At 64.4% G+C, this 25,717-nt stretch carries 21 protein-coding genes; 8 read left to right on the forward strand and 13 right to left on the reverse strand.

The annotated features are described in order from the left end of the window. Window positions 1-19 precede the first annotated feature (19 nt). Entirely contained in the window at window positions 20-886 is an 867-nt protein-coding gene (locus tag MB901379_RS15965) for a ComEA family DNA-binding protein (protein WP_158017528.1), read from the reverse strand. Between the two features lie 331 nt (window positions 887-1,217). On the opposite strand from MB901379_RS15965, the gene MB901379_RS15970 reads away from it, so the two are divergent. Both MB901379_RS15970 and MB901379_RS15975 read left to right on the forward strand, forming a co-directional pair. Further along, window positions 1,218-2,384 (forward strand): acyl-CoA dehydrogenase family protein, encoded by a 1,167-nt coding sequence (locus MB901379_RS15970; protein WP_158017529.1) that lies wholly within the window; start codon window positions 1,218-1,220, stop codon window positions 2,382-2,384. Between the two features lie 7 nt (window positions 2,385-2,391). Beyond that, window positions 2,392-3,498: an acyl-CoA dehydrogenase family protein gene (locus MB901379_RS15975; RefSeq protein WP_158017530.1), complete on the forward strand. Its 1,107-nt coding sequence runs from the start codon at window positions 2,392-2,394 to the stop codon at window positions 3,496-3,498. Here MB901379_RS15975 and MB901379_RS15980 read toward each other — a convergent pair. After that, window positions 3,477-4,145 (reverse strand): AAA family ATPase, encoded by a 669-nt coding sequence (locus tag MB901379_RS15980; protein ID WP_174237035.1) that lies wholly within the window; start codon window positions 4,143-4,145, stop codon window positions 3,477-3,479. The genes MB901379_RS15975 and MB901379_RS15980 overlap by 22 nt on opposite strands. Before the next feature lie 342 nt (window positions 4,146-4,487). Between MB901379_RS15980 and MB901379_RS15985 the strand changes: the two genes are divergently transcribed. After that, entirely contained in the window at window positions 4,488-5,597 is a 1,110-nt protein-coding gene (locus tag MB901379_RS15985) for an NAD(P)/FAD-dependent oxidoreductase (protein WP_158017531.1), read from the forward strand. Between the two features lie 89 nt (window positions 5,598-5,686). On the opposite strand, the gene MB901379_RS15990 is transcribed toward MB901379_RS15985, so the two are convergent. Next, window positions 5,687-6,880, reverse strand: coding sequence for an enhanced intracellular survival protein Eis (locus MB901379_RS15990; RefSeq protein WP_269462761.1), 1,194 nt, complete (start codon window positions 6,878-6,880; stop codon window positions 5,687-5,689). Window positions 6,881-7,010: 130 nt separating this feature from the next. Between MB901379_RS15990 and MB901379_RS15995 the strand changes: the two genes are divergently transcribed. The 4 genes from MB901379_RS15995 to MB901379_RS25070 all read left to right on the forward strand — a co-directional run bounded on the left by MB901379_RS15995 (window position 7,011) and on the right by MB901379_RS25070 (window position 13,637). Beyond that, complete coding sequence (locus MB901379_RS15995) at window positions 7,011-8,060, forward strand: NAD(P)H-dependent amine dehydrogenase family protein (RefSeq protein WP_158017532.1); 1,050 nt, start codon at window positions 7,011-7,013, stop codon at window positions 8,058-8,060. Between the two features lie 620 nt (window positions 8,061-8,680). Then, window positions 8,681-9,124 (forward strand): MmpS family transport accessory protein, encoded by a 444-nt coding sequence (locus MB901379_RS16000; RefSeq protein ID WP_158017533.1) that lies wholly within the window; start codon window positions 8,681-8,683, stop codon window positions 9,122-9,124. Continuing rightward, window positions 9,121-12,024, forward strand: a complete 2,904-nt coding sequence (locus MB901379_RS16005; protein ID WP_158017534.1) for an MMPL/RND family transporter — start codon at window positions 9,121-9,123, stop codon at window positions 12,022-12,024. The genes MB901379_RS16000 and MB901379_RS16005 overlap by 4 nt, the downstream gene beginning before the upstream one ends. Before the next feature lie 71 nt (window positions 12,025-12,095). Continuing rightward, a complete protein-coding gene (locus tag MB901379_RS25070; protein WP_158017535.1) occupies window positions 12,096-13,637 on the forward strand; it encodes a PecA family PE domain-processing aspartic protease in 1,542 nt (513 codons plus the stop codon). 10 nt (window positions 13,638-13,647) lie between these two features. Here MB901379_RS25070 and MB901379_RS16015 read toward each other — a convergent pair whose 3' ends face one another. From MB901379_RS16015 to nadD, 5 genes are read right to left on the reverse strand one after another with little or no spacing between them, the layout of a single operon-like run. After that, entirely contained in the window at window positions 13,648-14,478 is an 831-nt protein-coding gene (locus MB901379_RS16015) for a DegV family protein (protein ID WP_158017536.1), read from the reverse strand. Window positions 14,479-14,481: 3 nt separating this feature from the next. Continuing rightward, entirely contained in the window at window positions 14,482-15,219 is a 738-nt protein-coding gene (octT, locus tag MB901379_RS16020) for a diglucosylglycerate octanoyltransferase (RefSeq protein ID WP_158017537.1), read from the reverse strand. Next, entirely contained in the window at window positions 15,209-15,883 is a 675-nt protein-coding gene (gene gpgP / locus MB901379_RS16025; protein ID WP_158017538.1) for a glucosyl-3-phosphoglycerate phosphatase, read from the reverse strand. Before gpgP ends, octT begins: the two co-directional genes overlap by 11 nt. Next, window positions 15,880-16,260 (reverse strand): ribosome silencing factor, encoded by a 381-nt coding sequence (gene rsfS / locus MB901379_RS16030; RefSeq protein ID WP_158017539.1) that lies wholly within the window; start codon window positions 16,258-16,260, stop codon window positions 15,880-15,882. The genes gpgP and rsfS overlap by 4 nt, the downstream gene beginning before the upstream one ends. Further along, window positions 16,257-16,934: a nicotinate-nucleotide adenylyltransferase gene (nadD, locus tag MB901379_RS16035; protein WP_158017540.1), complete on the reverse strand. Its 678-nt coding sequence runs from the start codon at window positions 16,932-16,934 to the stop codon at window positions 16,257-16,259. The genes rsfS and nadD overlap by 4 nt, the downstream gene beginning before the upstream one ends. 213 nt (window positions 16,935-17,147) lie before the next feature. Here nadD and MB901379_RS16040 point away from each other — a divergent pair, with 213 nt between their 5' ends. Further along, complete coding sequence (locus MB901379_RS16040) at window positions 17,148-18,140, forward strand: class I SAM-dependent methyltransferase (protein ID WP_174237036.1); 993 nt, start codon at window positions 17,148-17,150, stop codon at window positions 18,138-18,140. Between the two features lie 92 nt (window positions 18,141-18,232). Here MB901379_RS16040 and MB901379_RS16045 read toward each other — a convergent pair whose 3' ends face one another. The 5 genes from MB901379_RS16045 to MB901379_RS16065 form a co-directional block, all read right to left on the reverse strand. Beyond that, window positions 18,233-19,672: a vWA domain-containing protein gene (locus MB901379_RS16045; protein ID WP_158017542.1), complete on the reverse strand. Its 1,440-nt coding sequence runs from the start codon at window positions 19,670-19,672 to the stop codon at window positions 18,233-18,235. A 12-nt stretch (window positions 19,673-19,684) separates the two neighbouring features. Continuing rightward, window positions 19,685-20,560 carry an AAA family ATPase gene (locus MB901379_RS16050; RefSeq protein WP_158017543.1) on the reverse strand — a complete coding sequence of 292 codons (876 nt, stop codon included), beginning with the start codon at window positions 20,558-20,560 and terminating at the stop codon, window positions 19,685-19,687. Between the two features lie 26 nt (window positions 20,561-20,586). Next, the gene (locus tag MB901379_RS16055; protein ID WP_232021881.1) at window positions 20,587-21,888 is read right to left on the reverse strand and encodes a glutamate-5-semialdehyde dehydrogenase; all 1,302 of its coding nucleotides are present in this window, start codon (window positions 21,886-21,888) and stop codon (window positions 20,587-20,589) included. A gap of 181 nt (window positions 21,889-22,069) precedes the next feature. Further along, window positions 22,070-23,482, reverse strand: coding sequence for a mechanosensitive ion channel family protein (locus tag MB901379_RS16060; protein ID WP_158017544.1), 1,413 nt, complete (start codon window positions 23,480-23,482; stop codon window positions 22,070-22,072). Beyond that, window positions 23,479-25,662 (reverse strand): adenylate/guanylate cyclase domain-containing protein, encoded by a 2,184-nt coding sequence (locus tag MB901379_RS16065; RefSeq protein ID WP_158017545.1) that lies wholly within the window; start codon window positions 25,660-25,662, stop codon window positions 23,479-23,481. Before MB901379_RS16065 ends, MB901379_RS16060 begins: the two co-directional genes overlap by 4 nt. Window positions 25,663-25,717 lie beyond the last annotated feature (55 nt).

Consider the following 25,717-nt stretch of genomic DNA (forward strand, 5'->3'; position numbering starts at 1 on the left):
GGGACCCGCGGCGGCGGCGTCAGACACGTACCAGGGGCCTCAGTTTGTCCAATCTCGCCGGGCCGATGCCGTCGACGTCGGCGAGCTGATCGACGCTGGTGAACCTCCCGTTGGCCTGCCGCCACGCCACGATCGCGGCCGCGGTGACCGGGCCGACGCCTGGCAGGGCATCCAGCTGCTCGATGGTCGCGGTGTTGAGGTCAAGGATCTCGGCCGGTTTGGGTCCTGGTTTGGGCGGGCCCGAGGCGGTCGCCGGCCCGGCGCCGCCCCCACCGACGGAGCTGCCGAGCGTGGTCGGCTGGCCTGACACGACGGCGAGCCCGACCACAATTTGCTCACCGTCGGCGAGCTGGCGGGCCATATTGAGGCCAATGGTGTCGGCCCCATCCAACGCGCCGCCTGCGGCCTGCAGCGCATCGGCGATCCGCGCCCCCGGTGCCAGAGTGACCAGCCCGGGGTTATGTACCAGGCCGACGACGCTGACCACCACCGGCCGGTCCGGGCCGGACGGCGGCCCGGGACTTGCCGTCGATCTGGGACCTGCCCCCGGGGCCGCCGAAACCCGCTGCACTGCAGGTAGCTTGGCCGACATCACCGGCGCCGGCCGGTCGCGCACCAAGGTAAATACCGTGACCAGCACGGCCAGAGCGGCAATCAGCGCCAGGGCGATCGCCCCGGTACGCCCGGGATCGGCGCGCAGCCTGGCCAGCCAACCCTGGCTTCCCGACGCGTCGGGAAGCCAGCGCGGCAGCAGCGAGTTCGGGTCGTCATCCGGGTCTTGGTCGGCGTCGTCGGATGCGACCGCCGCCGAGCCGACGGCGGGATGGGAATCCGGCTCGGCTCCGAGCCGCCGGTGCAGTCGTTCTGCGGGAAGTTCTGTTCGCATGCGCCGACCGTAGGTGCGCCGACCACCACAACCCGTCCGACACCGGCGCTCCGCCGCCTGGCTGGGGACAAGTCCGGGACTGTGCACGGATCGTGATGCCGGGACGGCGCCCGACCGCGCTGGGGCGGCCCCGGGCGCCTCGACCTGCCCTTGTCGGTGCGCACCGCGGCGGCCCGGACACCGGCAGGCCCGCCACCACGGCGCCACCCGGTTGACGTCTGTCCCGGCTGAGCGCCTAACGTGCAAGACAGGACTGCCGGTTTCCCGGCACGCGGGTGGTCCCGTTGCGGGAGGCGCCCCACCGGTGGTCATCCGATACAGGAGGCTGCCGATGAAGCTGGCGCTTACACCCGATGAAGCCGCCTTGCGCGACGAGCTTCGCACGTTCTACACCACCGAGATTCCGGAAAACCTTCGCGAGCGGGTGCGTCGAGGCGAGTCACTGGGTCGCGACGAGATCGTCACCTGTCACAAGATCCTCAACGATCACGGTCTGGCCGTACCCAACTGGCCGGTCGAATGGGGCGGCAAGGATTGGACCCCAACTCAGCACCAAATTTGGGCCGACGAGATGCAATTGGCCTGCGTCCCCGAGCCGCTGAACTTCAACACCAAGATGGTCGGCCCGGTGATCGCCGAATTCGGTTCCCAAGAGATCAAAGAGCGTTTCCTGCCGCCCACGGCGAGTATCGACATCTGGTGGTGTCAGGGCTTCTCCGAGCCGGATGCCGGTTCAGACCTTGCCTCACTGCGCACCACCGCCGTGCGCGACGGCCATAGTTACGTGGTCAACGGGCAGAAGACGTGGACCACACTGGGTCAGCATGCGGACTGGATCTTCTGCCTGGTACGCACCGACCCCCAGGCACCCAAGCGCCAGGCCGGCATCTCCTTTCTGCTTATCGACATGTCGACGCCCGGCATCACACTGCGACCCATCAAGACGATTGATGGTGGCCACGAAGTCAACGAGGTGTTCTTCTCCGACGTGCGAGTGCCCGCCGATCAGCTTGTCGGGCAGGAGAATCAGGGCTGGACATACGCCAAGTTCCTCCTCGGCAACGAACGGACCGGAATCGCCGGTGTCGGCCGAACCAAGGTGCGCCTCGCCGAGGTGAAGAAGTACGCCACACAGACCGGATTGCTCGACGATCCGCTGTTCGCGGCTCGGCTCGCCGAGGCGGAAAACGAGCTGCTGGCACTGGAACTCACCCAGGCGCGAGTGGTCACCGACTCGGCGGACGGCAAGCCCAACCCGGCGTCGTCGGTGCTCAAACTCCGCGGGAGCCAACTGCAGCAGGTCGCCACCGAATTGCTGATGGAAGTGGCCGGACCCGATGCGCTGCCGGCGGAAGGTTCCCCAGCGGACGACATTGCGTCGCCGTCGTGGGCCCAAAGCAGCGCCCCTCGCTACCTCAACTACCGCAAGACCTCCATCTACGGCGGCAGCAACGAAGTGCAGCGCAACATCATCGCGTCCACCATTTTGGGATTGTGAGGCAGTCATGGACTTTCAGCTCAGCGACGAGCAGGCGTTGCTCCGCGACACCACCCGCGATCTGCTGTCTCGCAGTTATGACGCCGAAAGCCGCAACAAGATCACCGACACCGAGCTGGGCTGGAGTCGCGAAGTTTGGGGCCAACTCGCCGACACCGGGATTCTGGGGCTCGGATTCGATCCGGCAGAGGCCGGCCAGATCGAGATCATGCTGGTGATGACGGAGATCGGCGCTCGGCTGGCACCGGAACCTATCGTGCACGCCGCTCTGGCGCCAGGCGGACTCATTGCCCAGCGGGGCACCGACGCGCAGCTCGCGTTGCTCGACGAGGTCGTGGCCGGCCAACACCTGCTGGCCTTCGCGCACTGCGAGCCCGGGCGCCGGCAGCCCTCCGCCGAGATTTCGACTCAGGCGGTACGGCAAGGTGATTCGTGGACGCTCAACGGATGCAAGAACCCAGTTTTGGCCGGAGACTGCGCCGACACGCTGGTCGTCAGCGCCACGTTGCCGGATGGCGGCGTTGGCCTATTTCTTGTCGACAGCGGTGCCATCATCCGACACCCGTACCCCACGTTCGACAATCAGCGCGGCGCTCAAATCGACCTGGACCAGGCCCCGGCCGAACCGCTGGGCGACGCGATCGACGCGTCAACTGCCATTCGTGACACCATCATTCGAATCCAATCGGCGATCTGCGCCGAAGCCGTCGGCGCGATGGCCGAGGCGCTGCGGCTGACCACCGATTATCTGAAGACGCGCAAACAGTTCGGGGTCACCCTCAACAAGTTCCAGGCACTAACCCAGCGCGCGGCCGAGATGTATGTGTCCCTGGAGTTGGCACGCAGCATGAACCTCTACGCGGCAATGTCGATCGCCGACGGAAACCTTGACTCGGTGATCGCATCCCGGGCCAAACTGCAGATCGGTCGCTCGGGCCGGCATATCGCGCAAGAGTCGATTCAGCTGCACGGTGGCATCGGGATGACCGCGGAATATCCGGTGGGCCACTACGCGGCCCGACTCACCGCGATCGACCACACCCTGGGCTCCGCGCAAGACCACCTGCGGGTCCTCACCGACCACGTCGATGACTACGACCTGGTCAGGCTGTAGCTGCGGTCCGCCGATCGGCCGGGCATCCAATCCACCTGCGCAGCGTGCTGACCGATCTTCCCGGCACCGATCGTGGCCACCCCTCGGGTGGTCGTGTTCACCTTGTCTAGCCGAGCGATCTCTTGGTGGACGGCCTGGATGCGGGCGTTCAGGCTGTCGGCGGGGATGTCGATGATCTGGTACCCGAACGCGCGGTAGCTGTGCTGATGGATCCGCTCGAATTTCAGCGCGTCCTGATAGCTGATCCGACGGGCGGCAGTGGGTTCGCAGAAGCCCAGATTGCGGATGAAAATCACGGCACTTTCGTATACGTGCTCGGTGTTGATCCGGTCGAGCTCGCTCGACAGGGTCGCGGAAATGGGCTGCCCCAAATGCCTGGCCAAAGCATGGGTGCAAACCGGTGAGCGATCGAAGACCACGACGTCGTCGGTGGCCGCGTCGGTGGCGCGTTGACGTTCGCGTTGCACGGTGACGATCTCGTCGATAAAGGCTGCCCCGGTCCACGGTTGGGTCTCACCGTGCAGCTGTCGGCAGGCGATGATGTCGGTGGCGGCTTCCTCGACGACGCGGTGTCCTAGACGCGCGAGACCTCGCACGATCGATGTTTTGCCGGCGCCCGGTGTGCCGGTGATGATGTATCGGCGCATGATCGAGAGCTCCGTACTGAGTCGGGTCGAGGGTGGACACGGACGCGGGTGGGGGCATTAGTGCACGATGGCCTGGTTCCCTGTGTCGCGGACGTCGCAACCCGTGGCAAACCTTGACGCGGACATTGCAACCTTCACCCAGACAGCACAGTTCCTGCCGGCACCCGATCGGGACGCGGAAACACACCGCCCGAAGTCACAACCATAGGTTGTGATTCCTCAATGAAGTGCCCTCTACACACGATCGGTCGCCGACGAAACACTGGGTACGTCGGCGCAGCCAAGTGTCGGCACGACCAAGCAAACTCGACAACGTATTGCGAACGAGCCTCAAGAGGAGACATGAATCACTATACGTGGACCGTCATCGGAGCCGGACCCGCAGGGATCGCCAGTGTGGGCAGGCTGCTCGACCACGGCGTGCTGCCCAACGAAATCGCATGGATAGATCCCGAATTCGCCGCAGGTGACCTCGGTGGAAAATGGCGCGCCGTCCCGAGCAACACCCAGGTTTCACTGTTCCTCGACTACTTCAACGCCTCACCCGCGTTCAAGTTCGGTGCGGCGCCACATTTCGAGCTGCACGACATCGATCCCCGACACACCTGCCGACTCGGCGAGGTCGCCGAGCCGCTCCTGTGGATCACTGCGCACCTGCGGGCAGAGGTAGCAGCTCTTCAAACCACCGCAACCGAGCTTTCGCTGTCCGACAAGCGCTGGACCATCAGCACGTTCGACGGCGAAATCTCCTCGCAGAATGTCATTCTGGCGGTTGGCTCGGTTCCCAAAAAGCTGTCTTATTCCGGGCTGACGGAGATACCGGTCGAGGCGGCCCTCAATCCCGAACGGCTCAAGCGACTTCCCCTGGAAGGCGCGACCGTTGCCGTATTCGGCTCGTCACACTCGACGATGATCGCATTGCCGAACCTGCTCGAGCGTCCAGTACAGAAGGTAATCAACTTCTACCGCAGCCCACTCAGATACGCTGTTCCCTTAGAGGATTGGATCCTCTTCGACGACACCGGCCTCAAAGGCGATGCGGCCCGCTGGGCACGGGAGAACATCGACGGGCAACATCCGGAGCGGCTGCACAGGTGTTTGGTCGATAGCCCGGAATTTGGCGAGCTGCTCCACGAATGCGATCACGTCATCTACACCGTCGGATTTGAACGCCGGCAGCTCCCCCTGACCCCGCAATGGGGACAGCTCGACCATGACGGTGCCAACGGGATTCTCGCGCCCGGGCTATTCGGGATCGGCATCGCATTCCCCGAGTACCGGACCGATCCGCTGGGATTCGGCGAGCACCGGGTAGGCATGTCAAAGTTCATGCAGCGCTTGAACAATGTCCTGCCGCTGTGGCTGCATTGCGGCGAATCCTTGGTCCAGACCGGACAATCGTCGACCGTTGACCCGGATCGCAGCCCCTTGCTCGCGGGCGCGAACGTCTAGGGATCCAGCACGGCGGGCACCGCAACTCGGTGGCAGGCGTGTTGACCTGCCGGGAACCAAGCACGCCGGCCCCGCCCGGCCCGCGGGGGCTAGAACTCGAAGGCTGCCTGAGCGGGCACATCGCTGACGAAGGCCGCATCGAGCCCACTTATTAGCTCAGAGTCCTTGGCACGCAACCGGTTCGCCGCGGCCAACGTCGACGCCCGGTGCGCGCCCAGGTAGAGGCTACCCAGCACGTCAAGGCCCAGCTCGACCTGCGCCGGCGCGTCGGTCGGAGCGCACCTCGCACGTCCGTCGCGGATATGTAACGCGAATCGACCTCCATCGGACACGTCGATCACCGCATCGAGATCGGCCGGGTAGCAACGAGCCTCCAGCGCCGCCGCCACGTCCACGATTCTCAGCCACAGGCCGTCCTGACGCCAGGTCGTGCGGGCAAGGCGGGTATCGGTGAGCAGAAACGGCATCGGCTCATCGGGGTGGGTGATGATGCTGACCCGCTCCATCGAGTCCAGGCCGAGCAGAGCTCGCCACAATGCACTGTGCGCCTCCGCGGTGGCCGCCCGCAGCTCGCCGACCCGGGCCAGCTTGGGATCCGATTTGTCGACCCGGTACAGGGCGTAACCGTCGGCGTGCAACAGCGCAAACGATTCGCGGTCGCCGCCGGCGGTGGCTTTGCATTCGGCCATCAGCTGGTCCCACAGGACCGGCGGCCGGACCAGCCCGCCCGGAACCTGGCGGCACCAGCGCCGGTAGATCGCCTCGAACGCATCCCGATGTGGTTCGGGTTTGACCAACCTGACCGGCCCGCCAGCGGGAACATCAGCGTGAAATCGAGCGAACCGTCGGTCGACGGTCAACTCGTGCAGGATGGTCGCCGGCCCGTAGCCGAACCGACCGTATATGCCACCCTCGCTGGCATATAACGCCGCCATCGGGTAGTCAGAATCGCTGATGCGCCGGTGCAATGTGGTGATCATTGCGCGCAGCACACCGCGTCTGCGATGGGTCGGAGCGACGGCGACGAAGCTCAAACCCGCGGTCGGCAGCACTGCGCCACCGGGCACGGTCAGGCGCAGGTCCACGAAAAGCGCGATTCCGACGACATCGTCGCCGTCTCGGGCGACCACCGCGCCGTTGGCCGGCACCAGCTCCCGCCACGCATTGGCCGATTCGACGCCGATGAAATCGGGGAAGCTGGCCGCGGCCAGAAAGTACATTCCCGGCCAGTCGTCCTCGATAGGGCTGCTCAGAGTCACCGGTGCGGGTTGGGTCGCAGTCACGGGCTCCGACTCTGGCACACGGCAGTGCCGCCGCGCATCCCATTTCCGGGAGTGGCCCTGGGTGCGCCCTGACCTAGGCGCCAGGTCGGCGAACATAATGGGTCCCATCGCATCGGCAGAGGAGCCTTCGATGAGCAGAGACCGTTCGCTGCGGGTAATCCAATGGACTACCGGAAACATCGGGCGCCGATCGCTGCACGCCATGATCGGCCGGTCCGATATGGAGCTGGTCGGGGTCTACGCGCACGGCCCGGACAAAGTCGGTGTCGACGCCGCCTACCTGGCCGGCTGGCCCGAGCCGACCGGCGTATTCGCGACCAACGACATCGACGCGCTGCTCGCATTAGGCGCTGACGCATGTTGCTACAACCCGTTGTGGCCCAACATCGATGAGCTGGTGTGTCTGCTCGAGTCGGGGGTCAACGTGTGCACCAGCGCCGCGTGGATCACCGGGGGCAAGCAGACACCGCGGGACCGCGAACGCATCATCGCGGCCTGCCAGCGCGGCGGCTCGACGATCTTTGGCAGCGGCGCACACCCCGGGATGACGAACATGGTGGGCATGGTGCTCAGCGGCGCGTGCGAACGAGTCGACGAGATCCGCATCACCGAATCGGTGGATTGCTCGACCTATGCGTCGGCCGAAACCCAGAAGGCCATGGGGTTCTCGCAGGATCCCGATACCCCGGGGCTGGCCGAGAGCGTGCGGCGGGAAAGCGAAGTCTTTGCCGAGTCCGCGGCGATGATGGCCGACGCGATTGGGGCGACGCTGGACAGGATGACCTTCGACGTCACCTTCACGCCGGCCACCGCCGACACCGATCTGGGATTTATGAAGATTCCCGCCGGAACCGTCGGCAGCGTCTTCGGCTATCACCGTGGCTGGGCCGGCGATCGCAACGTCGTCAGCGTCGGGTTCAACTGGAGCATGGGCGATCACGTAGTGCCACCCAAACCATTGGAGCACGGCCACGTCATCCAGGTGTTCGGGTTGCCCAACATGCGAACGGTGCTGCACTGTCTGCCGCCGAAAGATTGGACCGAGCCGGGATTCATGGGCTTGGGCATGATCTACACCGCGATGCCAGTCACCAACGCGGTTCCGGCGGTGGTGCGCGCCGAACCCGGAATCGTGACGTTGGCCGATCTACCTCCGATCACCGGCCGGGCATCCGGCTAATGGTTGACTTGGCTGGTCACGCCGGGGTCTGATGCCTGGCCTCCCTTTCTTCACGATGCCGACCTTGCGATGTCCAGGTTTTCGACCTCTGTGCCGAGCGGATACTCATTGCATCCCTACCGGCCGGCGCAGAACACGATCCGCGTCCGGTCGTTGCCCTGCCGCGACGCATAAGCGAGGTACCCGACACGCCGCAGATCGTCGCCAAGGCTTATGACTCGTGCGCGGCGGCGCCGAATCTGAGCATCGTCGGCATAGAAGCTATTGCTTGCTAGAGCGGAAGCGAGATTTCCCGAAGCCGCGCCATGCACGCCACACCCCAGCACCTCACAATTGAGTGAATCCGCAGCTCAAATACCTAGGCGTGCGATGCGGCAGCGACTGACCAAATCTGGCCGACCCGGCACTCACCAAGGCCGATCCCGCAGCCACCAGCGCCGGGAGAGCCGGCGCCAGGGCGGCGCGCAGCGAACCACCCGGCGTGTCAACGCACCCCGAGGAACGGTAGCGTGCACTAAGGATTAGGATGCTTAGCCAAGCAAAGATTCTGCTGGCACGGCGCACGCACGCCCGGCCGGCAGACCGCGATGACCTGCAACGTCGAGCGGAGGGCGGTCCGGATGAAAACAATTCCCGTTGCCCGCTGGGTCAAACAAGCCTGGATCCCGCTGGTCCTGATCGTTGTGCTCGCGGTTTCGGGTTTGGTTGTCATGCGGCTGCACCGGATCTTCGGGTCCGAAGACCTCAACGCCAATGCCGGAGCCGGGATCGACATCGTGCAATTCAATCCGAAGGTCGTCACCTACGAGATCTACGGGGCACCGGGATCTACCGCCAACATCAACTACTGGGACGCGGCGGCCGACACCCACCAGGTCAACACCGCCCCCCTGCCGTGGTTTTTCACAATTTCGACCACGCTACCGTCGGTGACCGCCAACATCATGGCCCAGGGCGACGGTAGCCAGATCGGCTGCCGCATCACCGTGGACGGTGTTGTCCGCGAGGAGAAAAGGGCCGAAGGGGTGCGGCCCCAGACGTTCTGCCTGGTGAAATCCGCATGAGCAACGTCGAGGACGAGACCACGGGCCCGATCGAGACCCGCGAAATCGAACAAGCCGGCGACGCGCCGCCCACCGCCCGGCCACACCGCCCCCTCCTCCCCCACACAATCCGGATTTTCGCGGTGCCGATCATCATCGCCTGGGTATTCGTGACGATCCTGGTGAACGTCGCCGTTCCGCGCTTGGAGGTGGTCAGCGAGCAACACTCCGCTCCGATGACCCCGGTCGATGCACCGTCGATGAAGGCGATGATGCTGCTGGGGCACAACTTCCGGGAATTCGATTCCAACAGCACCGTCATGATCGTGCTGGAAGGCCAGCGCCCCCTGGGCGACGACGCGCATCACTACTACGACCACCTGATCCGCCAACTTCGGCAGGATCCCACGCACATCCAACACATCCAAGATTTCTGGGGGGACCGGCTGACCGCTGCGGGGGCCCAAAGCGCTGATGCCAAGAGCGCCTACGTCATGTTGAACCTCGCCGGCAACCAAGGCACCACGCTGGCCAACGATTCCGTGGAAGCCGTGCGCGAGGTGATCGAGCGCAACCAGCCGCCGTCCGGGGTGACGGCCTACGTCACCGGTCCCGCGGCGCTCAGCGACGACATGCACATCATCGGCAATGCCAGCCTGGCCAAGATCACGCTGTTCACCCTCGGCGCCATTGCCGTCATGTTGCTATTGGTCTACCGCTCGATCGTCACCACGCTGATCCAGCTGTTCATGACCGGTATCGCGTTGGCCTCGGCGCGCGGAATCGTCGCGGTCCTCGGATACAACAACGTATTTGGTCTCACCACGTTCGCGGCCAACATCCTCACCATGCTGGCGATCGCCGCCGGAACTGACTACGGAATATTTCTCCTGGGCCGCTATCAAGAGGCGCTCCGCGCCGGAGAAGACCGAGAGACCGCCTATTACACCACTTTTCGCGGCGTTGCCCCGGTGGTATTGGGGTCCGGTCTGACCATCGCCGGGGCGACCTACTGTCTGAGTTTTGCTCGGCTGCCCTGGTTCAGCACCATGGGCGCGCCGGTGGCGATCGGGATGCTGGTTGTGGTGTTGGCCGGGCTCACACTCGGCCCCGCAGTGGTCTTCGTCGGCAGTCGATTCCACCTTTTCGAGTCCAAACGGGCGGCAAAGAAAGGTCGGCTGTGGCGACGGGTGGGCACCGCCGTTGTGCGGTGGCCCGCACCGATTCTGGCACTGAGTTCGGCGATCGTGCTGATCGGCATGGTCGCCCTGCCGGGCTTTCACACCAGCTATAACGACCGCTACTACCTGCCGACCTCTGCCCCCTCCAATCTCGGGCAAGCCGCCGCCGACCGACACTTCTCTCCGGCCCGGATGAACCCGGACATCTTGATGATCGAAGCCAACCATGACATGCGCAACACGGCGGACATGCTGGTTTTGGACAAGGTCGCCAAGAACGTCATCCGAACCGTCGGAATTGCGATGATCCAGGACATCACCAGACCGCTGGGCATCCCTATTCAGCACAGCTCCATACCGTTTCAGAACAGCATGCAAAGCCAGACCACCATGCAGAACATGGCATTTCTGAAAGACCGCATGGCCGACATGACCAGGATGGCTGACGAAATGCAGTTCCTGATCGACACGATGCAGCGGATGTACGCCATCATGGTGGATTTGGATGCCACTACCACCGACACGGCACGCGTCACCGCCGAAACCGCAGGAATTACCGATGAACTGCGAAACCATCTGGCCGATTTCGATGACTTCTGGCGACCGATCCGGTCTTACTTCTATTGGGAACGGCACTGTTTCGACATTCCGATCTGCTGGTCCTTCAGATCCCTGTTCGACTCGCTGGACGGGATAGACAAGCTGTCGGAGAAGTTTCAAGAACTCACCCAAGACATCCAGCACACCGCGGGGCTCACGTCGCAAATGCGGGCACTGATCCCGCCGATGATTGAAACCATGAAGACCACCAAGGCGTTGACGCTGACCATGCAGTCCACCTTCTCGGCAATGCTCGACCAGATGGACGAGCTGAGCAACACGGCGATCGTCATGGGGCAAAGTTTCGACGCCTCCAAGAACGACGACTTCTTCTACCTGCCGCCGGAGGCGTTCGATAACCCGGACTTTCAAACGGGGTTGCGGATGTTCTTGTCCCCGGACGGCAAATCGGCGCGCTTTTTCATCACCCACCAGGGCGATCCGATGACCCCGGAAGGGATCTCACGGGTAGAAGCGGAGCGAACGGCTGCCCAGGAGGGCCTGAAGCAATCGTCCCTCTCGGATGCCAAGGTCTATCTCGGCGGAACCGCCGCAACGTTCAAAGACATGGCCGACGGCGAAAAGTACGACCTGATGATCGCGGTGGTTTCGGCCCTCACCTTGATCTTCATGATCATGCTGTTGCTCACCCGCAGCATAGTTGCCGCGTTAGTCATCGTGGGTACCGCGGCCAGCTCGATCGCCGCATCATTCGGCTTGTCCGTACTCATTTGGCAGGATCTGTTCGGCATCAAGATCCACTGGATCGTGGCGGCGCTATCGGTGATAATCCTGTTGGCTGTCGGATCCGACTACAACCTGCTTCTGGTTTCGCGGTTCCGGGAAGAGATCCATGCTGGACTCAAAACCGGAACCATCCGCTCCATGGCCGGCACCGGAGGAGTGGTGACGGCCGCCGGCTTGGTGTTCGCCTTCACCATGGCGTCCATGCTGGGCAGCGAGTTGCGGGTGCTTGGACAATTCGGGTCAACCGTGTGCATCGGTCTGCTGTTGGACACGCTGATCGTGCGCACCCTGCTGATGCCATCGATCGCGACGCTGCTGGGACGTTGGTTCTGGTGGCCGCAAGTCGTGCATCCGCGCGGCGCCGACAACATGCGGCGCGCCTCCAGCGGCTGATCCGGCACCGGGAAATGCCGCTATCCTGGCGATTCGAGAAATATTCCCGCGGAACGTGATTGCATTTGCCTATGTCGTTCGTGAGTGTGGCGCCGGAATTGGTGGCAACCGCGACAGCGGATCTTGCGGGTATCGGTTCGGCGATTGGCGCGGCGAATGCGGCCGCCGCGGTCGCGACCACGACGGTTTTGCCTTCGGCCGCCGACGAGGTTTCGGCGGCGATTGCGGCGTTTCTGGCCAACTACGCTCGGCAGTATCGGGTGCTGGCCGGTCAGGTCGAGACGCTGGTCGAACAGTTCACCCGTGACATCCTGGTCGGCACGAAGTCGTATGTGGCCGCCGAGTCGGCCAACCTGGAACGGTTGGTTTGGGGCATGGCCAGCGGGCCGGCCGACCTGGTCAACGAGCCAGTCCGAGAACTGACCGGGCGCCCAATGATCGGCAACGGCGCCAACGGATACACCAACTCCGAGGGCATCGGGACCAGCGGCGGGGCCGGCGGGTGGCTGTACGGCAACGGTGGCACGGGTGGCATCAGCACGCGCGCTGGAGTGCCCGGAGGTACCGGCGGCAACGGCGGGTTGTTGATCGGCAACGGCGGTACCGGTGGCATCAGCCTCTACGGCGGAGCACCCGGGGGTGCCGGCGGGGCCGCAGGTCTAATCGGCGACGGCGGCACCGGCGGGGCCAGCGGACCTGGCGGCGTTGCCGGCATCGGGGGCCACGCCGGGTTGCTATGGGGGCAAACCGGCGCCCCCGGCGTCAACACCCCGCTCACCGCGAACCAAACACTGCTCTACGTGGATCAATACGGCAACCCACTGATAAACATCTCGGTGGGCGGCGGACCGAGCATGCCCGTCATCGTCGACTCCGGCTCCACCGGCCTACTGATTCCACCCCAATACGTCAATCTGGCGGCCCTGGGCCCGCCCACTGGTACTGGTTCCGTCAGTTACGGCCTGAGCGACACCGGTCGACTCAACATCGAATACCAAACATTCCAAACGACCGTAAATTACGGGAATGGCATCGTCAGCCCGTCGACCACCGTGGGCGTCGCCACCTCGGCATGGCTGGGCGACCCATCGAACACCATCCCGGTTTCGTCGCTACCCGCGTATCTGGGCATCGGCCCCAACAACCAGTTCCCCTTCGGCACCCCGACGAACGCGGCACTACCGGTCAACATGAATCAGGGTGTGCTGATCGACATGCCGCGCGGTCTGCTGGAGTTCGGTCCCAATTCGCAGCCGCCCATCGTCCAACTCAACGGAGCACCGGGGACCGTTCTGCAAGTACAAATCGACGACCAGCCGGTGCAAACCATCAACGCCTACATCGATTCCGGTGGTGTGCACGGATCCATCCCCCAATCGTTGGTCCCGGGCCTTGCCGTGGGCAATCACCTGCCCGAGGGAACAACCATCACGGTCTACACGATCAACGGCGTCAAGCTGTACTCCCAGACGGTCACTGCGGCCAGCTCCCCACTCGTGGTGTCATCGAACAACGTGTTCAACACCGGGAATTACCCCTTCTCAGTCGGACCGATCTACATCTGGAACGAACCCAGCCCGGTAGGCACCACGGTTTTCGACCGTCTGGCCTGACGCCCCAGGGTTATTCGGCGACCTGCAGGCAAACCGCCAGAGCTCCGGTGCCCACGTGCAGTGCCAGCACCGGGTCCAGCGATGTAACGGACGCCGGCCCACACGCCGGGAGCCGCTGCACTAACTCCGCGGCCACGTTGTTGGCGGCCTCGGAATTGTCCACATGGTGCACCGCAAGCGTGGCCGGGCGCTCCCCGACGACTTCACAGACCCGTTCCACCATCGCCGCCATCGCATGCCTGACGGTGCGCACCCGTTGGGCCAGAACGAGTTTGCCTTCCTCGAACCGCAGTACCGGTTTGAGAGCCAGCGCGGTACCCAGCCACGCCTTGGCGCCGCCGATCCGACCGCTCCGGCGCAGGTTGTCCAACCGAGGTACCACGACAAACGCGTGCGTGCGCGTCACCGCGGCTTCCGTAACACGCACGACGTCATCGAGATCCCCGCCAGCGGCCGCGGCACGCGCGGCAGACAGCACCACGAACCCGGTGCCCATGGCGGCTGACTTCGAATCGACCACCCGTATCGGCGCTCCGAGGTCGGCCGCGGTCAGTTCGGCAGCGCGAAAGGTTCCCGACAGCCCAGACGAAATATGTACCGCCACCACCCCATCACCGCCGCTGGCGGCGAGCGCCTGCCGGTAGGCCGCACACAGCTGCGCCGGGGTGGCCGCCGCGGTGGTGGCGTGACTCTGGTGAATGTCCTCGGGAAGCTGATCGATGCCGTCGCGCAGGTCGGCGCCGTCGAGCAAGATGTGCAATGGCACTTGGTGTATCGCCAATTTCTCCCGCAGATCGGATGGCAGACCCGACGACGAATCCGTCACCACCACCACGGACATGACTCAACCGTGCGCTTTCCGGTTCGGCACCCCGGCTTCGGCAAGCGCCTTGAGCATCAGTTCGGCGACACCCCGATGAGCCTCGAAATTCCAGTGGATGCCGTCCGGATTGCCACGCCCGCTCATAACCTGTTCGGCAACAGCGGCTTTGAGATCCACCAACGGAATATCGCGCTGCTGAGCCCATTGGGTGATCGCGGCCACGGTGCCCGCGCGGCCGTGGTGCGCCTTGCCGTATGTCTCGGCAACGTGTACGGATGGTAGCGACGCGACAATCGGAATGCCGGGACGGTTGAAATCGATTGCGCTGCGCGTCTGCTCGAGGTAGTCGACAGTTAGCTTCGGGGGCAGCGCGGATCGAGCCACCGGCGACAGCCGTGGCTGCACCCAGGCGTAGCCGTCGCGCACCCACCGACGCAGCCAGGAGGGCCGCACATACCGGATCAATTCCCGCAGCGCCGTCGGCAACACCGACGGCAGCGAGTCCATCCCGCTGGTAGCGAAGACAACCGCGCCCGCCCTGGGCAGCGCCGCCCAGGCCCGCGGGTCCTGGGTGGCCGCCCACCAGATGTCCCGACACGTCCAGCCGATGCGACCGATCAGTTCCAGATCCCAATCCAATTGGGAAGCAACGATGTTAGGCCAGATCCGCGGATCGTCGGCGGGAAGACCGCCGGTCGGTCCGTAGTAGGCCAGCGAGTCGGCGAAGACCAGTAAAGTGGGCCGTGTCTCAGAGGACATCGTTGGCGACCTGGGCCGAAGCGTTCCACACGTCTATGCGCCACCGAATCGCGTCGAAGTCGGTGGCGGCGTCGTCGGAATGACCAGACAGCTGTGCCCAACTGCAATTACCCATGCCACCCAGGATCGGAAAGCTGGCCACCGGAAGCTTCAGCAATGCGGCGGACAGGGCGGCGATCAAACCGCCGTGCGCCACCAGAACCACCGGGCGATCTGGCTCGCCGACCGCACCCCATTCCGGCTCACCGGAGACCAACTCGGCGACCAACGGCAGGCTGCGGGCGGCTACGTCCAGCCTGCTCTCCCCGCCGTGCGGGGCCCAGGTCGCGTCCTCGCGCCACGCCAGCCGCGCGCCCGGGGCCTCGGCGTCGATTTGGACGTGCGTCAGGCCTTGCCAGTCACCAAGATGTGTCTCCCGCAACCGGCTGTCGACGCGGACCGACAGCCCGGTACGCTCCCCCAGCTTGATCGCCGTTTCGTAGGCGCGGCGCAGATCCGACGACACGATCAGCCGTGGCTGTAACTTGCCCAACACCTCGGCGGCAGCGACCGCCTGGGTGCGGCCGAGGTCGCTCAACTCGGTGTCCAACTGGCCCTGCATCCGGCTACCGAGGTTGAAGTCGGTTTGCCCGTGCCGCAGCATGACCAGCCGCCGCCTCCTCACGGCGCACCCGCCGACCCATCGGCCACGTCGACCGGCACCACCGGACAATCGGCCCACAGCCGGTCCAGTGCGTAGAAGTTGCGGTCGTCTTGATGCTGGATATGCACCACGATGTCGCGGTAGTCCAACAACGTCCAGCGGCCTTCGCGGGCGCCCTCGCGGCGCGCCAGCCGGTAGCCCGCCCGGCGCATTTTCTCCTCGACCTCGTCGACGATGGCGTTGACTTGCCGCTCGTTGGAAGCCGAGGCAATCACGAAGCAGTCGGTGATGACCAGCTGCCCGGACACATCGATCACCACAACGTCGTGGGCAAGCTTGGCCGCCGCGGCGCCGGCGGCCACGGTGGCCATGTCAATGGCTTCCGGATGTGCGGTCATGTGTTGTTCCCGGCCGACAGCCGCGTGCTGGCGCGTGCGCTTTCCCCGCCTCGCTCGCCCGGCGGTGTGCAATAGAGCCTGCGCTTCGAGACGTACTGCACGACACCGTCGGGCATCAAGTACCACAACGGACGGCGCTGCTGCGCTCGACTACGGCAGTCGGTCGAGGAAATCGCCAAGGCCGGGATCTCCACCAAAGTCAACGCGTCCTCGGCCAGTCCCTCCAGCGCACCGGTGATGTGGTCATGGCGCAGCTCGTAGCCGGGCCTGCTCACGCCGACGAACCGCGCCAACTCAAACATTTCCTCCCACCCCTGCCACGACAGGATCGAGGCCAGCGCGTCGGCACCGGTGATGAAATACAGCTCGGAATCCGGGTTGAGCGCACGCAGATCCCGCAGGGTGTCTTTGGTGTAGGTGGGGCCACCGCGGTCGATGTCGACCCTACTCACCGAGAAGCGTGGGTTGGAGGCGGTGGCGATCACCGTCATCAGGTACCGGTCTTCGGCGGCGGATACCTGCCGATCCTTTTGCCATGGCTGCCCGCTGGGCACGAACACGACCTGATCGAGTTCGAACAGATGAGCCACCTCACTGGCAGCAACCAGGTGACCGTAATGGATGGGATCGAACGTCCCGCCCATGACACCCAACCTGCGAAGCTGCTTTTGCACGGTTTGCCAGCTTACTTGAGCACGTGACACGCCTCAGATCGTGCGGGCGGCCCGCACGCGACGGCACGGTGGCAACGCGCCGGCCGCACACTCTCGGCAAATCATGAGCCTTCGGTCAATGTCCCCGCATCCGGCCGCTCGGTGATGTAAAAGGGGTCTGTGACTGACTTGCCGCTCGGATCAATCGATCCCCAGCAATCACTGAAGGATTCCATGACTCGGCGGTTCTATAGCCGCTCGGAAGTTACCGGCAAGATCTCGCTGCCCGCCGTCCCGGCCATGCTCGAGGAGTACGTGACCATGTGCTCCCGCCTGTTCGCTGGCGTGGGTAGAGAGTTTTCCGCCGAAGAACTCGACCATCTCAGAAAGGTTCTTGACAGCCAGTTGGCCCAGGCCTACGCGGCTTCCCCGCGGTCGAACATCGTCATCTCGTTCAACGCCCCGATCGGACCAACACTGCACTACGAAGTCAATGCTCGCTGGTGGACGGTCGAGGCTGCCTACGAGAACTGGATCGAAACGCGCAAGCCCCCGCTGTTCGGTACCGAACCCGACGCTCGCGTGTGGGCCCTGGCCAATGAAGCGGCCGACGCCGCGACCCATCGGATCCTCGAGATCGGCGCCGGAACCGGTCGCAATGCGCTCGCCCTAGCACGGCGCGGGCACCCAGTCGATGTCGTGGAGCTGACCCCGAAATTTGCTGAAATAATTCGCTCCGACGCGCAGCGCGAGTCGCTCGACGTGCGCGTCATCGTGCGTGATGTCTTTGCGAGCACCGACGACCTGCGCGACGACTATCAACTGATCGTGTTGTCGGAGGTGGTATCCGATTTTCGGACGACCCAACAATTGCGCGGCCTGTTCGAACTCGCCGCACGGTGCCTGGCTCCCGGTGCGCGGCTGGTTTTCAACGCCTTCCTGGCCGGCGCCGGCTACCATCCGGACCAGGCAGCGCGCGAATTCGGCCAGCAGGCGTATACCAGCATCTACACCCGGGCCGAACTGTCGACCGCCGTGGCCGGCCTACCGCTGCAGCTCGTCTCGGATGAATCGGTGTATGACTACGAGAAGGCGCATTTGCCCGCCGAAGCCTGGCCGCCCACGAGCTGGTACGCCGACTGGGTTAGCGGCCGCGACGTATTCCCGGTCCAGCGAGAGATGAGCCCGATCGAGCTGCGCTGGCTGGTGTTCCAGAAGACGCGCTGAGCGTCGGCAGCTCGCGAGACCGACGTTTTGCAGAGAAAGTGCGAGTGATTGTCGGCAAAACGTCGATCTCGACGAAACGATTGGCCTCGACCCTAAACTGGGAGCAGTTCGTCGATCACCGCTGCCAGCTGCTTGGCCGAGCGGCATTCGTGCATGGTGATCACCTCTTGGTAGCGCGGAACCGCTGAATCACCACTACCCCAGAGGTGTTGGGGCTCCGGGTTGAGCCAATGCGCGTGCCGACTTGCGGTCACCATGTCGGCAAGCACATCGGTGGCGGGGTTGCGGTAGTTGGTACGGCCGTCGCCGAGTACCAGCAGCGAGCTACGCGGCGACAGCACGTTGGGGAAGGATTGCATAAAGGAGACAAAGGCATTCCCGTAGTCGGAATGACCATCGCGGTTGTATACGCCGGCCTCGCGAGTAATCCGCTGGATCGCCACGGCCAGGTCGGCCTCCGGGCCGAACATGTGGGTGACCTCATCGGTGGTGTCGATGAAGGCGAACACCCGAACTCGCGAAAATTGTTGACGCAGCGCGTGTACCAGTAGCAGCGTGAAGTGGCTGAACCCGGCGACCGAACCGGAGACGTCGCACAGCACCACCAGTTCCGGCCGGGCCGGGCGCGGCTTGCGCAGCACCACGTCGATCGGCACCCCGCCGGTGGACATCGACTTCCGCAGCGTCTTGCGTAAATCGATCGAGCCGGCCCGAGCCCGGCGCCGACGGGCCGCCAAGCGGGTCGCGAGGGTACGTGCCAGGGGGGCCACCACCCGCCGCATCTGACGTAGTTGATCACCGGAAGCCCGGAGAAACTCCACGTTCTCGGAAAGCTGTGGGATGCCATACATCTGGACATGGTCGCGCCCGAGTTGCTCCGCGGTACGCCGCTTCGTCTCCGCGTCTACCATTCTGCGTAGTTGTGAAATCTTTTGCACAGCAAGCGCTTTAGCGATCTGCTCTTGGGTTGGCGTGGGTTCGTCGCCATAGGGAGCAAGTAGACCCGCCAACAGTTTGCCCTCCAGCTCATCCAGCGCCATGGCTTTGAGCGCCTGGTACGAGGAGAACGACGGGCCCCTGCTGGAACTGTATTTGCCGTAGGACTCCACGATCCGCGCGATCATCCCCACCAACCGCTCGTCAATGTCTGCGAGGTCGGGGTTGTCAGTAAGCAGATCGAGCAACATCTGCCGCATCGCATCGATGTCCTCGGGCGGCAAACCGTCGGACTCCTCCGCATCCGACTCGGTGAGTACGGCACGGGCGCCCAAGGCAGCGGGGAACCACAGGTCAAACATGGCGTCGTAGGTCTCGCGATGGTCGGGCCGGCGCAGCACCGCGCATACAATACCCTCGCGCAGCACCTCGCGATCTGCCAGACCCAGCGTGGCCATCACCCGGCCCGCGTCCACCGTCTCCGACGGGCCCACCGAAATGCCGCTGGCCCGAAGCGCTTCCACAAAACCAACTAAGTGGCCAGGCAGCCCGTGCGGTGCCAGCGGATAGCTAGGACGGGTGCGGCGGGTTGCCATTACCTCAGCCCCTTAGTTCAACCGGAGTTCCCCGACCGCGCGCTGCTGGTCGGATTGGTGTTTGAGGACAACACCGAGTGTCGCGGCGACCACCGCGTCGTCGATGGTGTCCAAGCCCAGCGCCAGCACGGTGCGGCCCCAGTCGATGGTCTCGGCGATCGACGGCACCTTCTTGAGCTGCATCCCGCGCAGCACGCCGATGATGCGCACCAGCTCCTCGGCGAGGTGTTGGGGAAGCTCGGGGACCCGTGACAAGAGGATGCGTCGTTCCAGTTCGGGGGTCGGAAAGTCGATGTGCAGGAACAGGCAGCGACGCTTGAGCGCCTCCGACAACTCCCGGGTGGCATTGGAGGTGAGCAGCACCAACGGTGCCCGGGTTGCGACCAGGGTGCCCAGTTCGGGAACGGTCACCGCGAAGTCCGACAGCACCTCGAGCAGCAGGCCCTCAATCTCGATGTCGGCCTTGTCGGTTTCGTCGATGAGCAGCACGGTCGGGTCGGTACGCCGGATCGCCGTCAGCAAAGGACGTTGCAGCAGGAACTCCTCACTAAACACGTCATCTTTGGTGGCCTCCCAGTCCCCCGAGCCGGCCTGGATGCGCAGGATCTGCTTGGCATGGTTCCACTCGTACAGCGCGCGAGCCTCATCGACACCCTCGTAACACTGCAGCCGGACCAACCCGGAACCGGTGGCCTGGGCTACGGCGCGAGCCAGTTCCGTCTTGCCGACTCCCGCGGGGCCCTCCACCAACAACGGCTTGCCCAGCCGGTCGGCCAGAAAGACCGCGGTGGCGGTGGCGGTGTCGGGTAGGTAGCCGGTGTCGGCCAGCCGCCGCGAGACGTCAGCGATGTCGGCGAACAGCGGCGTGGACCGGGCAGGCACCGTCACAATCAGTTCTCCTCTAGACAGGGGCGTCAGGCCGGACGAATCTGACCGTCGCCCCACACAATCCATTTGGTCGAGGTCAACTCCGGTAGGCCCATCGGGCCGCGCGCGTGCAACTTCTGGGTGGAGATGCCAATCTCGGCACCAAAGCCGAACTGCTCGCCGTCGGTGAACGCCGTCGATGCGTTCACCATCACCGCGGCCGCGTCGACCTGTTCGGTAAAGCGTTGGGCTGCAGCTAGATTGGTTGTTACAATCGCCTCGGTGTGTCCGGTGCCGTACTGGTTGATATGCGCGATGGCCGCGTCGACGCCGTCGACCACCGCCACCGCAATCTCCAGCGCCAGATATTCCCGACTCAGATCGGCGTCGTCGGGGTCGAGATGCACGGTGACACCCGCGTTCTGCAGGGCGCCGAGCAGTCGGGGCAATGCGGCTTCGGCGATGGCGACGTCGACCAGCAGTGTCTCGGCGGCGTTGCAGACGCTGGGCCGGCGCGTCTTGGAGTTGAGCAGGATCCGTTCGGCGACCTCGAGGTCTGCGGCGTGGTGAACATAGACGTGGCAGTTCCCCACGCCCGTCTCGATGGTGGGAATTTGCGCGTCGCGCACGACCGCGTCGATCAAGCCCGCTCCGCCGCGGGGAATCGCCACGTCGACCAGGCCGCGGGCTTGGATCAGGTGAGTGACGGTGGACCGATCGGCAGACGACAGCAACTGCACCGCGTCAGCGGGCAGTTGCTGGCCCGCCAGCGCCGTGCGTAACACGCCCACCAGAGCTTCGTTGGAGCGGGCCGCCGAGGAACTACCGCGCAATAACGCGGCGTTGCCCGATTTGAGGGCCAGTCCGAAGGCATCCACCGTGACGTTGGGTCGGCCCTCGTAGATCATGCCGACCACCCCGAGCGGGACCCGTTGCTGACGCAGCTGCAGCCCGTTGGGCAGCGTGTAGCCGCGCAGCACTTCCCCTACCGGGTCGGCTAGACCCGCGACCTGCCGTAGACCGGCGGCGATGCCGTCGATCCGGGGGGGATTGAGCGCCAGCCGGTCGAGCATCGCGCTGGGGGTGTCGGCGGCCCGCGCCGCGGTCAGATCCTCGGCGTTGGCAGCCAGGATCTGGTCGATGTGGGCCAGCAATTCATCGGCGGCGGCGTGCAGCGCACGGTCTTTGACCGCGGTGGGAACCGAGGCCAACACCCGCGCGGCTACCCGCGCACGGCGTGCCGCGTCGTGCACCTCTTGGCGCAGATCGGGATCCGGCCGCTGGCTGGTTTGGCTGCCCGGCGGATGGGCGGAACCCCCACCGCCGAGGGTGTCTGCGTGCAGACTCATTACCCCAGGGTAACGGGCGTTGGCCAGCCAAGTAAGGCGGCCCGCTTCGGTCGACGTGGTCCCCGAACTCCCCGCCGGATCGGCTCGTCGACTACGGCCCACCGCCGACCTCGGCACCCACCCAGCGGTGCGGCCTGCCCGGACTCACGCGCCGCAACAAACAGATCACCCACCACCACGGCTACCCGCCACTGCCAGCCGACTCACCGTTGCCACGCTGTCGCACCTTGCTTTGGCGCTCCTCGAGGATGTGGCCGAAGTCCTGCAACAGCAGCGGTTGACGCATCACCAAATGCTCGATGTATTCCCGACCGATCTCCAGCGCGGTGACTTCGTCGAGCGCGTACGCGCTCGCGAGATTCGGCTGCCGGGTCAGCGCGGTCAGACCCAGAAATGCGCCTTCGTCCAGCGTGGTGACCGGCACGGCAGAACCGTCGTAACCCATCGCGGCCAACTGCACCCGCCCGGACACCACGAACGTCATGCCCGCGGGCACCTGGCCGGCGTACTCCACAATTTCGCCGGCGCCGTAGCGGACCATCCTGGCGTGCGACAACAGTGACTGCTGATCGGTCTCGTTGAGGCGCAGCACCGGCTTCACCACCGTTTGCAACGCGTCGCCCACCCGTTCGTCCGTCGAGAAGTCGTCGTCGGCGCCGTCCAGGTGCAGTCCCTCCCGCCGGGCTGCGTACCAGATCCAGCGCAAAAACGTGGCCCGGGTCGCCGCTTCTTCCGCGGGCGACGTCAACCCGATGGTGGTGCAGTACTCGGCACCGCCGACGGGCTCTGAGATCGGCACCGAATCGCTGTTGAGCTGCGGCAACGCGTTGGCTATGCGGGAGAGCATCGCGCAAACCCGGTCGGGGGCGTCGGCGTCGGAAAACGTAGTCCTGATGGCCAATCGGTAGACGCCGGGCGGGCGGCTCAGATTGGTGAAGGGCGTGGCGGCAAGTACCGCATTGGGGGTGATCCGCAGGCCGCCGCCGGTCGCGATGTGGACCGCGCGCCAGTTAACCTCAACAATTCGTCCGCGGGCCGTGGTGGTGTCCAGCCAGTCATCGATCTGAAACGGCTGTTCGAACAGCATGAACAGGCCGGACACAATCTGGCCAACGGAGTTCTGCAGCATCAAGCCAATGACCACCGAGGTGACGCCCAGCGCGGTGAACACGCCACCGACCCGAACACCCCAGACGTACGCGAGGATTGCCGCCAGTCCCGCTCCGATAAGCACGAACCTGGCGACATCGAGAAATATCACGGGTAGCCGCTTACGCCAGGAACCTTGCGGCGCCCCGACAAAAACGGCGGCATTGAGCCCCGAGAGCAGCAGCACCAACACCAGGAAGCCGAACACCGTGTTGAGAATCCGGACCAGGGTGCCATGGGCGGGGACACCGGAGGCGTTCACCAACAGCAGCAACAGCGCACCAAGCGGCGCGACGTAGTTGCGTAGCAGGCCAACCTGCCTGGCCAGGTAGCTTCCTCTGCGGCGCAGCCAGCGCTGCAACTCGGTCAGGATGACGATCAGGACCGGCAATCCTGCGGCGACCGTGAGCGCCCAGTAGAACCAGGCCGCTTCGAAGATCTTCATTGGCGTTCCGCCAGTTGCCAGATCTGCTGCTCGACCTCCCCGACCGATGTCGTGCCGGCCGACGTAAACGGCCACAAGTCACGCATGGCTTCGTAGACCCGCGCCGTGACAAAAATGCCTGCACTACCGGGCTGCGTTGAGCCACTGTGTATTTGGTATGCCAGCCGGACCGCGCCACCCCACATGTCGTAGACCAGGCTGGATGGGCCGACCAAGCCGCTGATCACGCTTCCGGTCGCGACGCCGGCGCGCAAGCGCACCGGGTGTTTCGATTGGCTATTGAATCTGTCGATGATATGCGCGATCTCGACGGCAAATTCGACGCTTCGGTGAATGCTGTCCAGCCGCGGCGTGGTGACCCCGCAGCTGGCCAGGTAGCCGTTGTGAAACGTGCGAATCCGTTCGACGCCAAGGGCTTCAGCCGCGGAATCGAACTGACGGAACAAATCGTCGACAATGCCGATCAATTCATCGCCCGACAGATCCGACGCGTCGTCGAGCCCCACCACTTCGGCGAACACGACGGTAACCTCTTGATGTTCCTGCGCGATGGTGTCTTCACCCCGTCGATACCGCTGCACCACCGGTTCGGGCATGAGCGAGCGCAGTAGGCGGTCGTTTTCCCGGCGCTGCTCGTTGAGCAGCTCCTCTTTGATCTTGAGGTTGCGACTCATCTCGTTGAAAGCCGCAGTAAGGTCGCCGAGTTCATCGCGCGACTTGACCGGGACGGTGACCTCGTAGTCGCCGGAGCTGATTTTCTCGGTGCCCGCCTCGAGCCGCCGAATTGGCCGCACCATCAGCTGGGCAAGGACGATCGACACCACGCAGATGACGAAGGCGATCCCGGCCACCGCCAACACCATGGTTTTGCCGAACGACGACAGCCGTTGATAGGCGTCCCAGTCGTCCCGCGTCGCCAGAATCGCCCATTGCAAATCCGAATTCGGCACGTTCAGCGGCGTATACGCCTGCAACTCCCGATTACCCAGGTAGTCAAAACCACGCACGACGCCGGTCTGTCCGCGTTGCGCGGCGCGCAGCCCCACACTGGGAACCGGCTGCACCAGCACCGTGGTGCCTAACCGGATTGCGGTGTCGACGGTATCCGCCGGGGTGCCGTCCGCCATCGCGTCGCCTCGGTATTTCGCCGGATCTTCCAGGAAGACCCGCGAATCCGAACGCATCAGATTGTCCGAACCGGCTAGATATGTTTCGGTCGACCGACCCATGCCAACGGCTTCCCATTGTTCGTTGGCACTCATGATTTCATTCAGCTTGGTGGGCGCCAGCGCCAAGGCCATAACGCCTTGAAGTGTGCCGTTCATGCCCACGGGTGATACCAGCCACGCGGTGGGGGCGTCGAGTTGCGGCTGATATGGCTGGAAGTCGGTGATCCAGACAAAGTCTACTTCGTTGGATGCCAACGCCTTTCGGTATGCGCCACGCAGATTGGATTCGCGATACGGGCCGGTGTCGATATTGGTGCCGAGGTCGGGCCCCTTGTTCACGGAGTAGACGACATTGCCTTGCTGGTCCAGCAGCAGCACATCCCGATACCCGAATCGGGTGACGACACCGCGAAAGAAGTCGTTGAACCTGACATTGGCCGCCGACCATGCACTGCCGTCGCCGGCATTGGTGAGACCCATCGATCCGCCGGCAGAGCTCAATTGTGCCGTGTAGTAGGCCTGCAGGTATTTCTGTGCGTTGGTGGTGGGCAGTAGCGCGTTGAGATCGAGCTGGTGCCCAGTGGCCTGCGCGATCGGTCTGATCAGCTCCCGGTTGTAGTAGTCGACGATCGACTGTTGCTGAGCGGGAGTGATTGTCGCGGTTGCTAATTGGGAGAAGCCGTCGGCGAAGGACTGGCTTGCCTCGTTGGCGCTAAAACCGTCGCTATAGACGATCACCGATTTCGTCAAACCCGTGAATAGTTCCTCGATCTGTCGCTTCTGCGCCTCACGCAACTCGAGCAAGCGCTCGATTGCCACCCGTTGCAACGCATTGCGACCCGTCACATATCCGATGACCCCGACCACCGTCACAGACAAGATGCTGCACACCAACAGTGTCACCAAGAGCTTGGACTGTATGCCCAGCCGGAAGAACCGCAGAAACCGGCGCCGCCGTTGATCGGTTCGCGCGGACTCGGATACCGGTTCGGTTGGCTCCCCCGACTTCAATCGGCTTCCTTTCGCTGACAGCGGCGAGACCGGCAGATAACGCAGCAGACTAGCG

Origin of the sequence: Mycobacterium basiliense (assembly GCF_900292015.1) — a bacterium.
GTDB lineage: Bacteria > Actinomycetota > Actinomycetes > Mycobacteriales > Mycobacteriaceae > Mycobacterium > Mycobacterium basiliense.

Coding starts and splice junctions, on each gene's coding strand:
- MB901379_RS15970 (WP_158017529.1), top strand. CDS start 1,218: ATGAAGCTGGCGCTTACACCCGATGAAGCCGCCTTGCGCGACGAGCTT.
- MB901379_RS16000 (WP_158017533.1), top strand. CDS start 8,681: ATGAAAACAATTCCCGTTGCCCGCTGGGTCAAACAAGCCTGGATCCCG.
- MB901379_RS25070 (WP_158017535.1), top strand. CDS start 12,096: ATGTCGTTCGTGAGTGTGGCGCCGGAATTGGTGGCAACCGCGACAGCG.
- MB901379_RS15975 (WP_158017530.1), top strand. CDS start 2,392: ATGGACTTTCAGCTCAGCGACGAGCAGGCGTTGCTCCGCGACACCACC.
- MB901379_RS15985 (WP_158017531.1), top strand. CDS start 4,488: ATGAATCACTATACGTGGACCGTCATCGGAGCCGGACCCGCAGGGATC.
- MB901379_RS16055 (WP_232021881.1), bottom strand. CDS start 21,888: ATGAGTCTGCACGCAGACACCCTCGGCGGTGGGGGTTCCGCCCATCCG.
- MB901379_RS15980 (WP_174237035.1), bottom strand. CDS start 4,145: ATGCGCCGATACATCATCACCGGCACACCGGGCGCCGGCAAAACATCG.
- MB901379_RS16015 (WP_158017536.1), bottom strand. CDS start 14,478: ATGTCCGTGGTGGTGGTGACGGATTCGTCGTCGGGTCTGCCATCCGAT.
- octT (WP_158017537.1), bottom strand. CDS start 15,219: ATGTCCTCTGAGACACGGCCCACTTTACTGGTCTTCGCCGACTCGCTG.
- MB901379_RS15965 (WP_158017528.1), bottom strand. CDS start 886: ATGCGAACAGAACTTCCCGCAGAACGACTGCACCGGCGGCTCGGAGCC.
- MB901379_RS16040 (WP_174237036.1), top strand. CDS start 17,148: ATGACTCGGCGGTTCTATAGCCGCTCGGAAGTTACCGGCAAGATCTCG.
- MB901379_RS15995 (WP_158017532.1), top strand. CDS start 7,011: ATGAGCAGAGACCGTTCGCTGCGGGTAATCCAATGGACTACCGGAAAC.
- MB901379_RS16045 (WP_158017542.1), bottom strand. CDS start 19,672: ATGGCAACCCGCCGCACCCGTCCTAGCTATCCGCTGGCACCGCACGGG.
- MB901379_RS16005 (WP_158017534.1), top strand. CDS start 9,121: ATGAGCAACGTCGAGGACGAGACCACGGGCCCGATCGAGACCCGCGAA.
- rsfS (WP_158017539.1), bottom strand. CDS start 16,260: ATGACCGCACATCCGGAAGCCATTGACATGGCCACCGTGGCCGCCGGC.
- MB901379_RS16060 (WP_158017544.1), bottom strand. CDS start 23,482: ATGAAGATCTTCGAAGCGGCCTGGTTCTACTGGGCGCTCACGGTCGCC.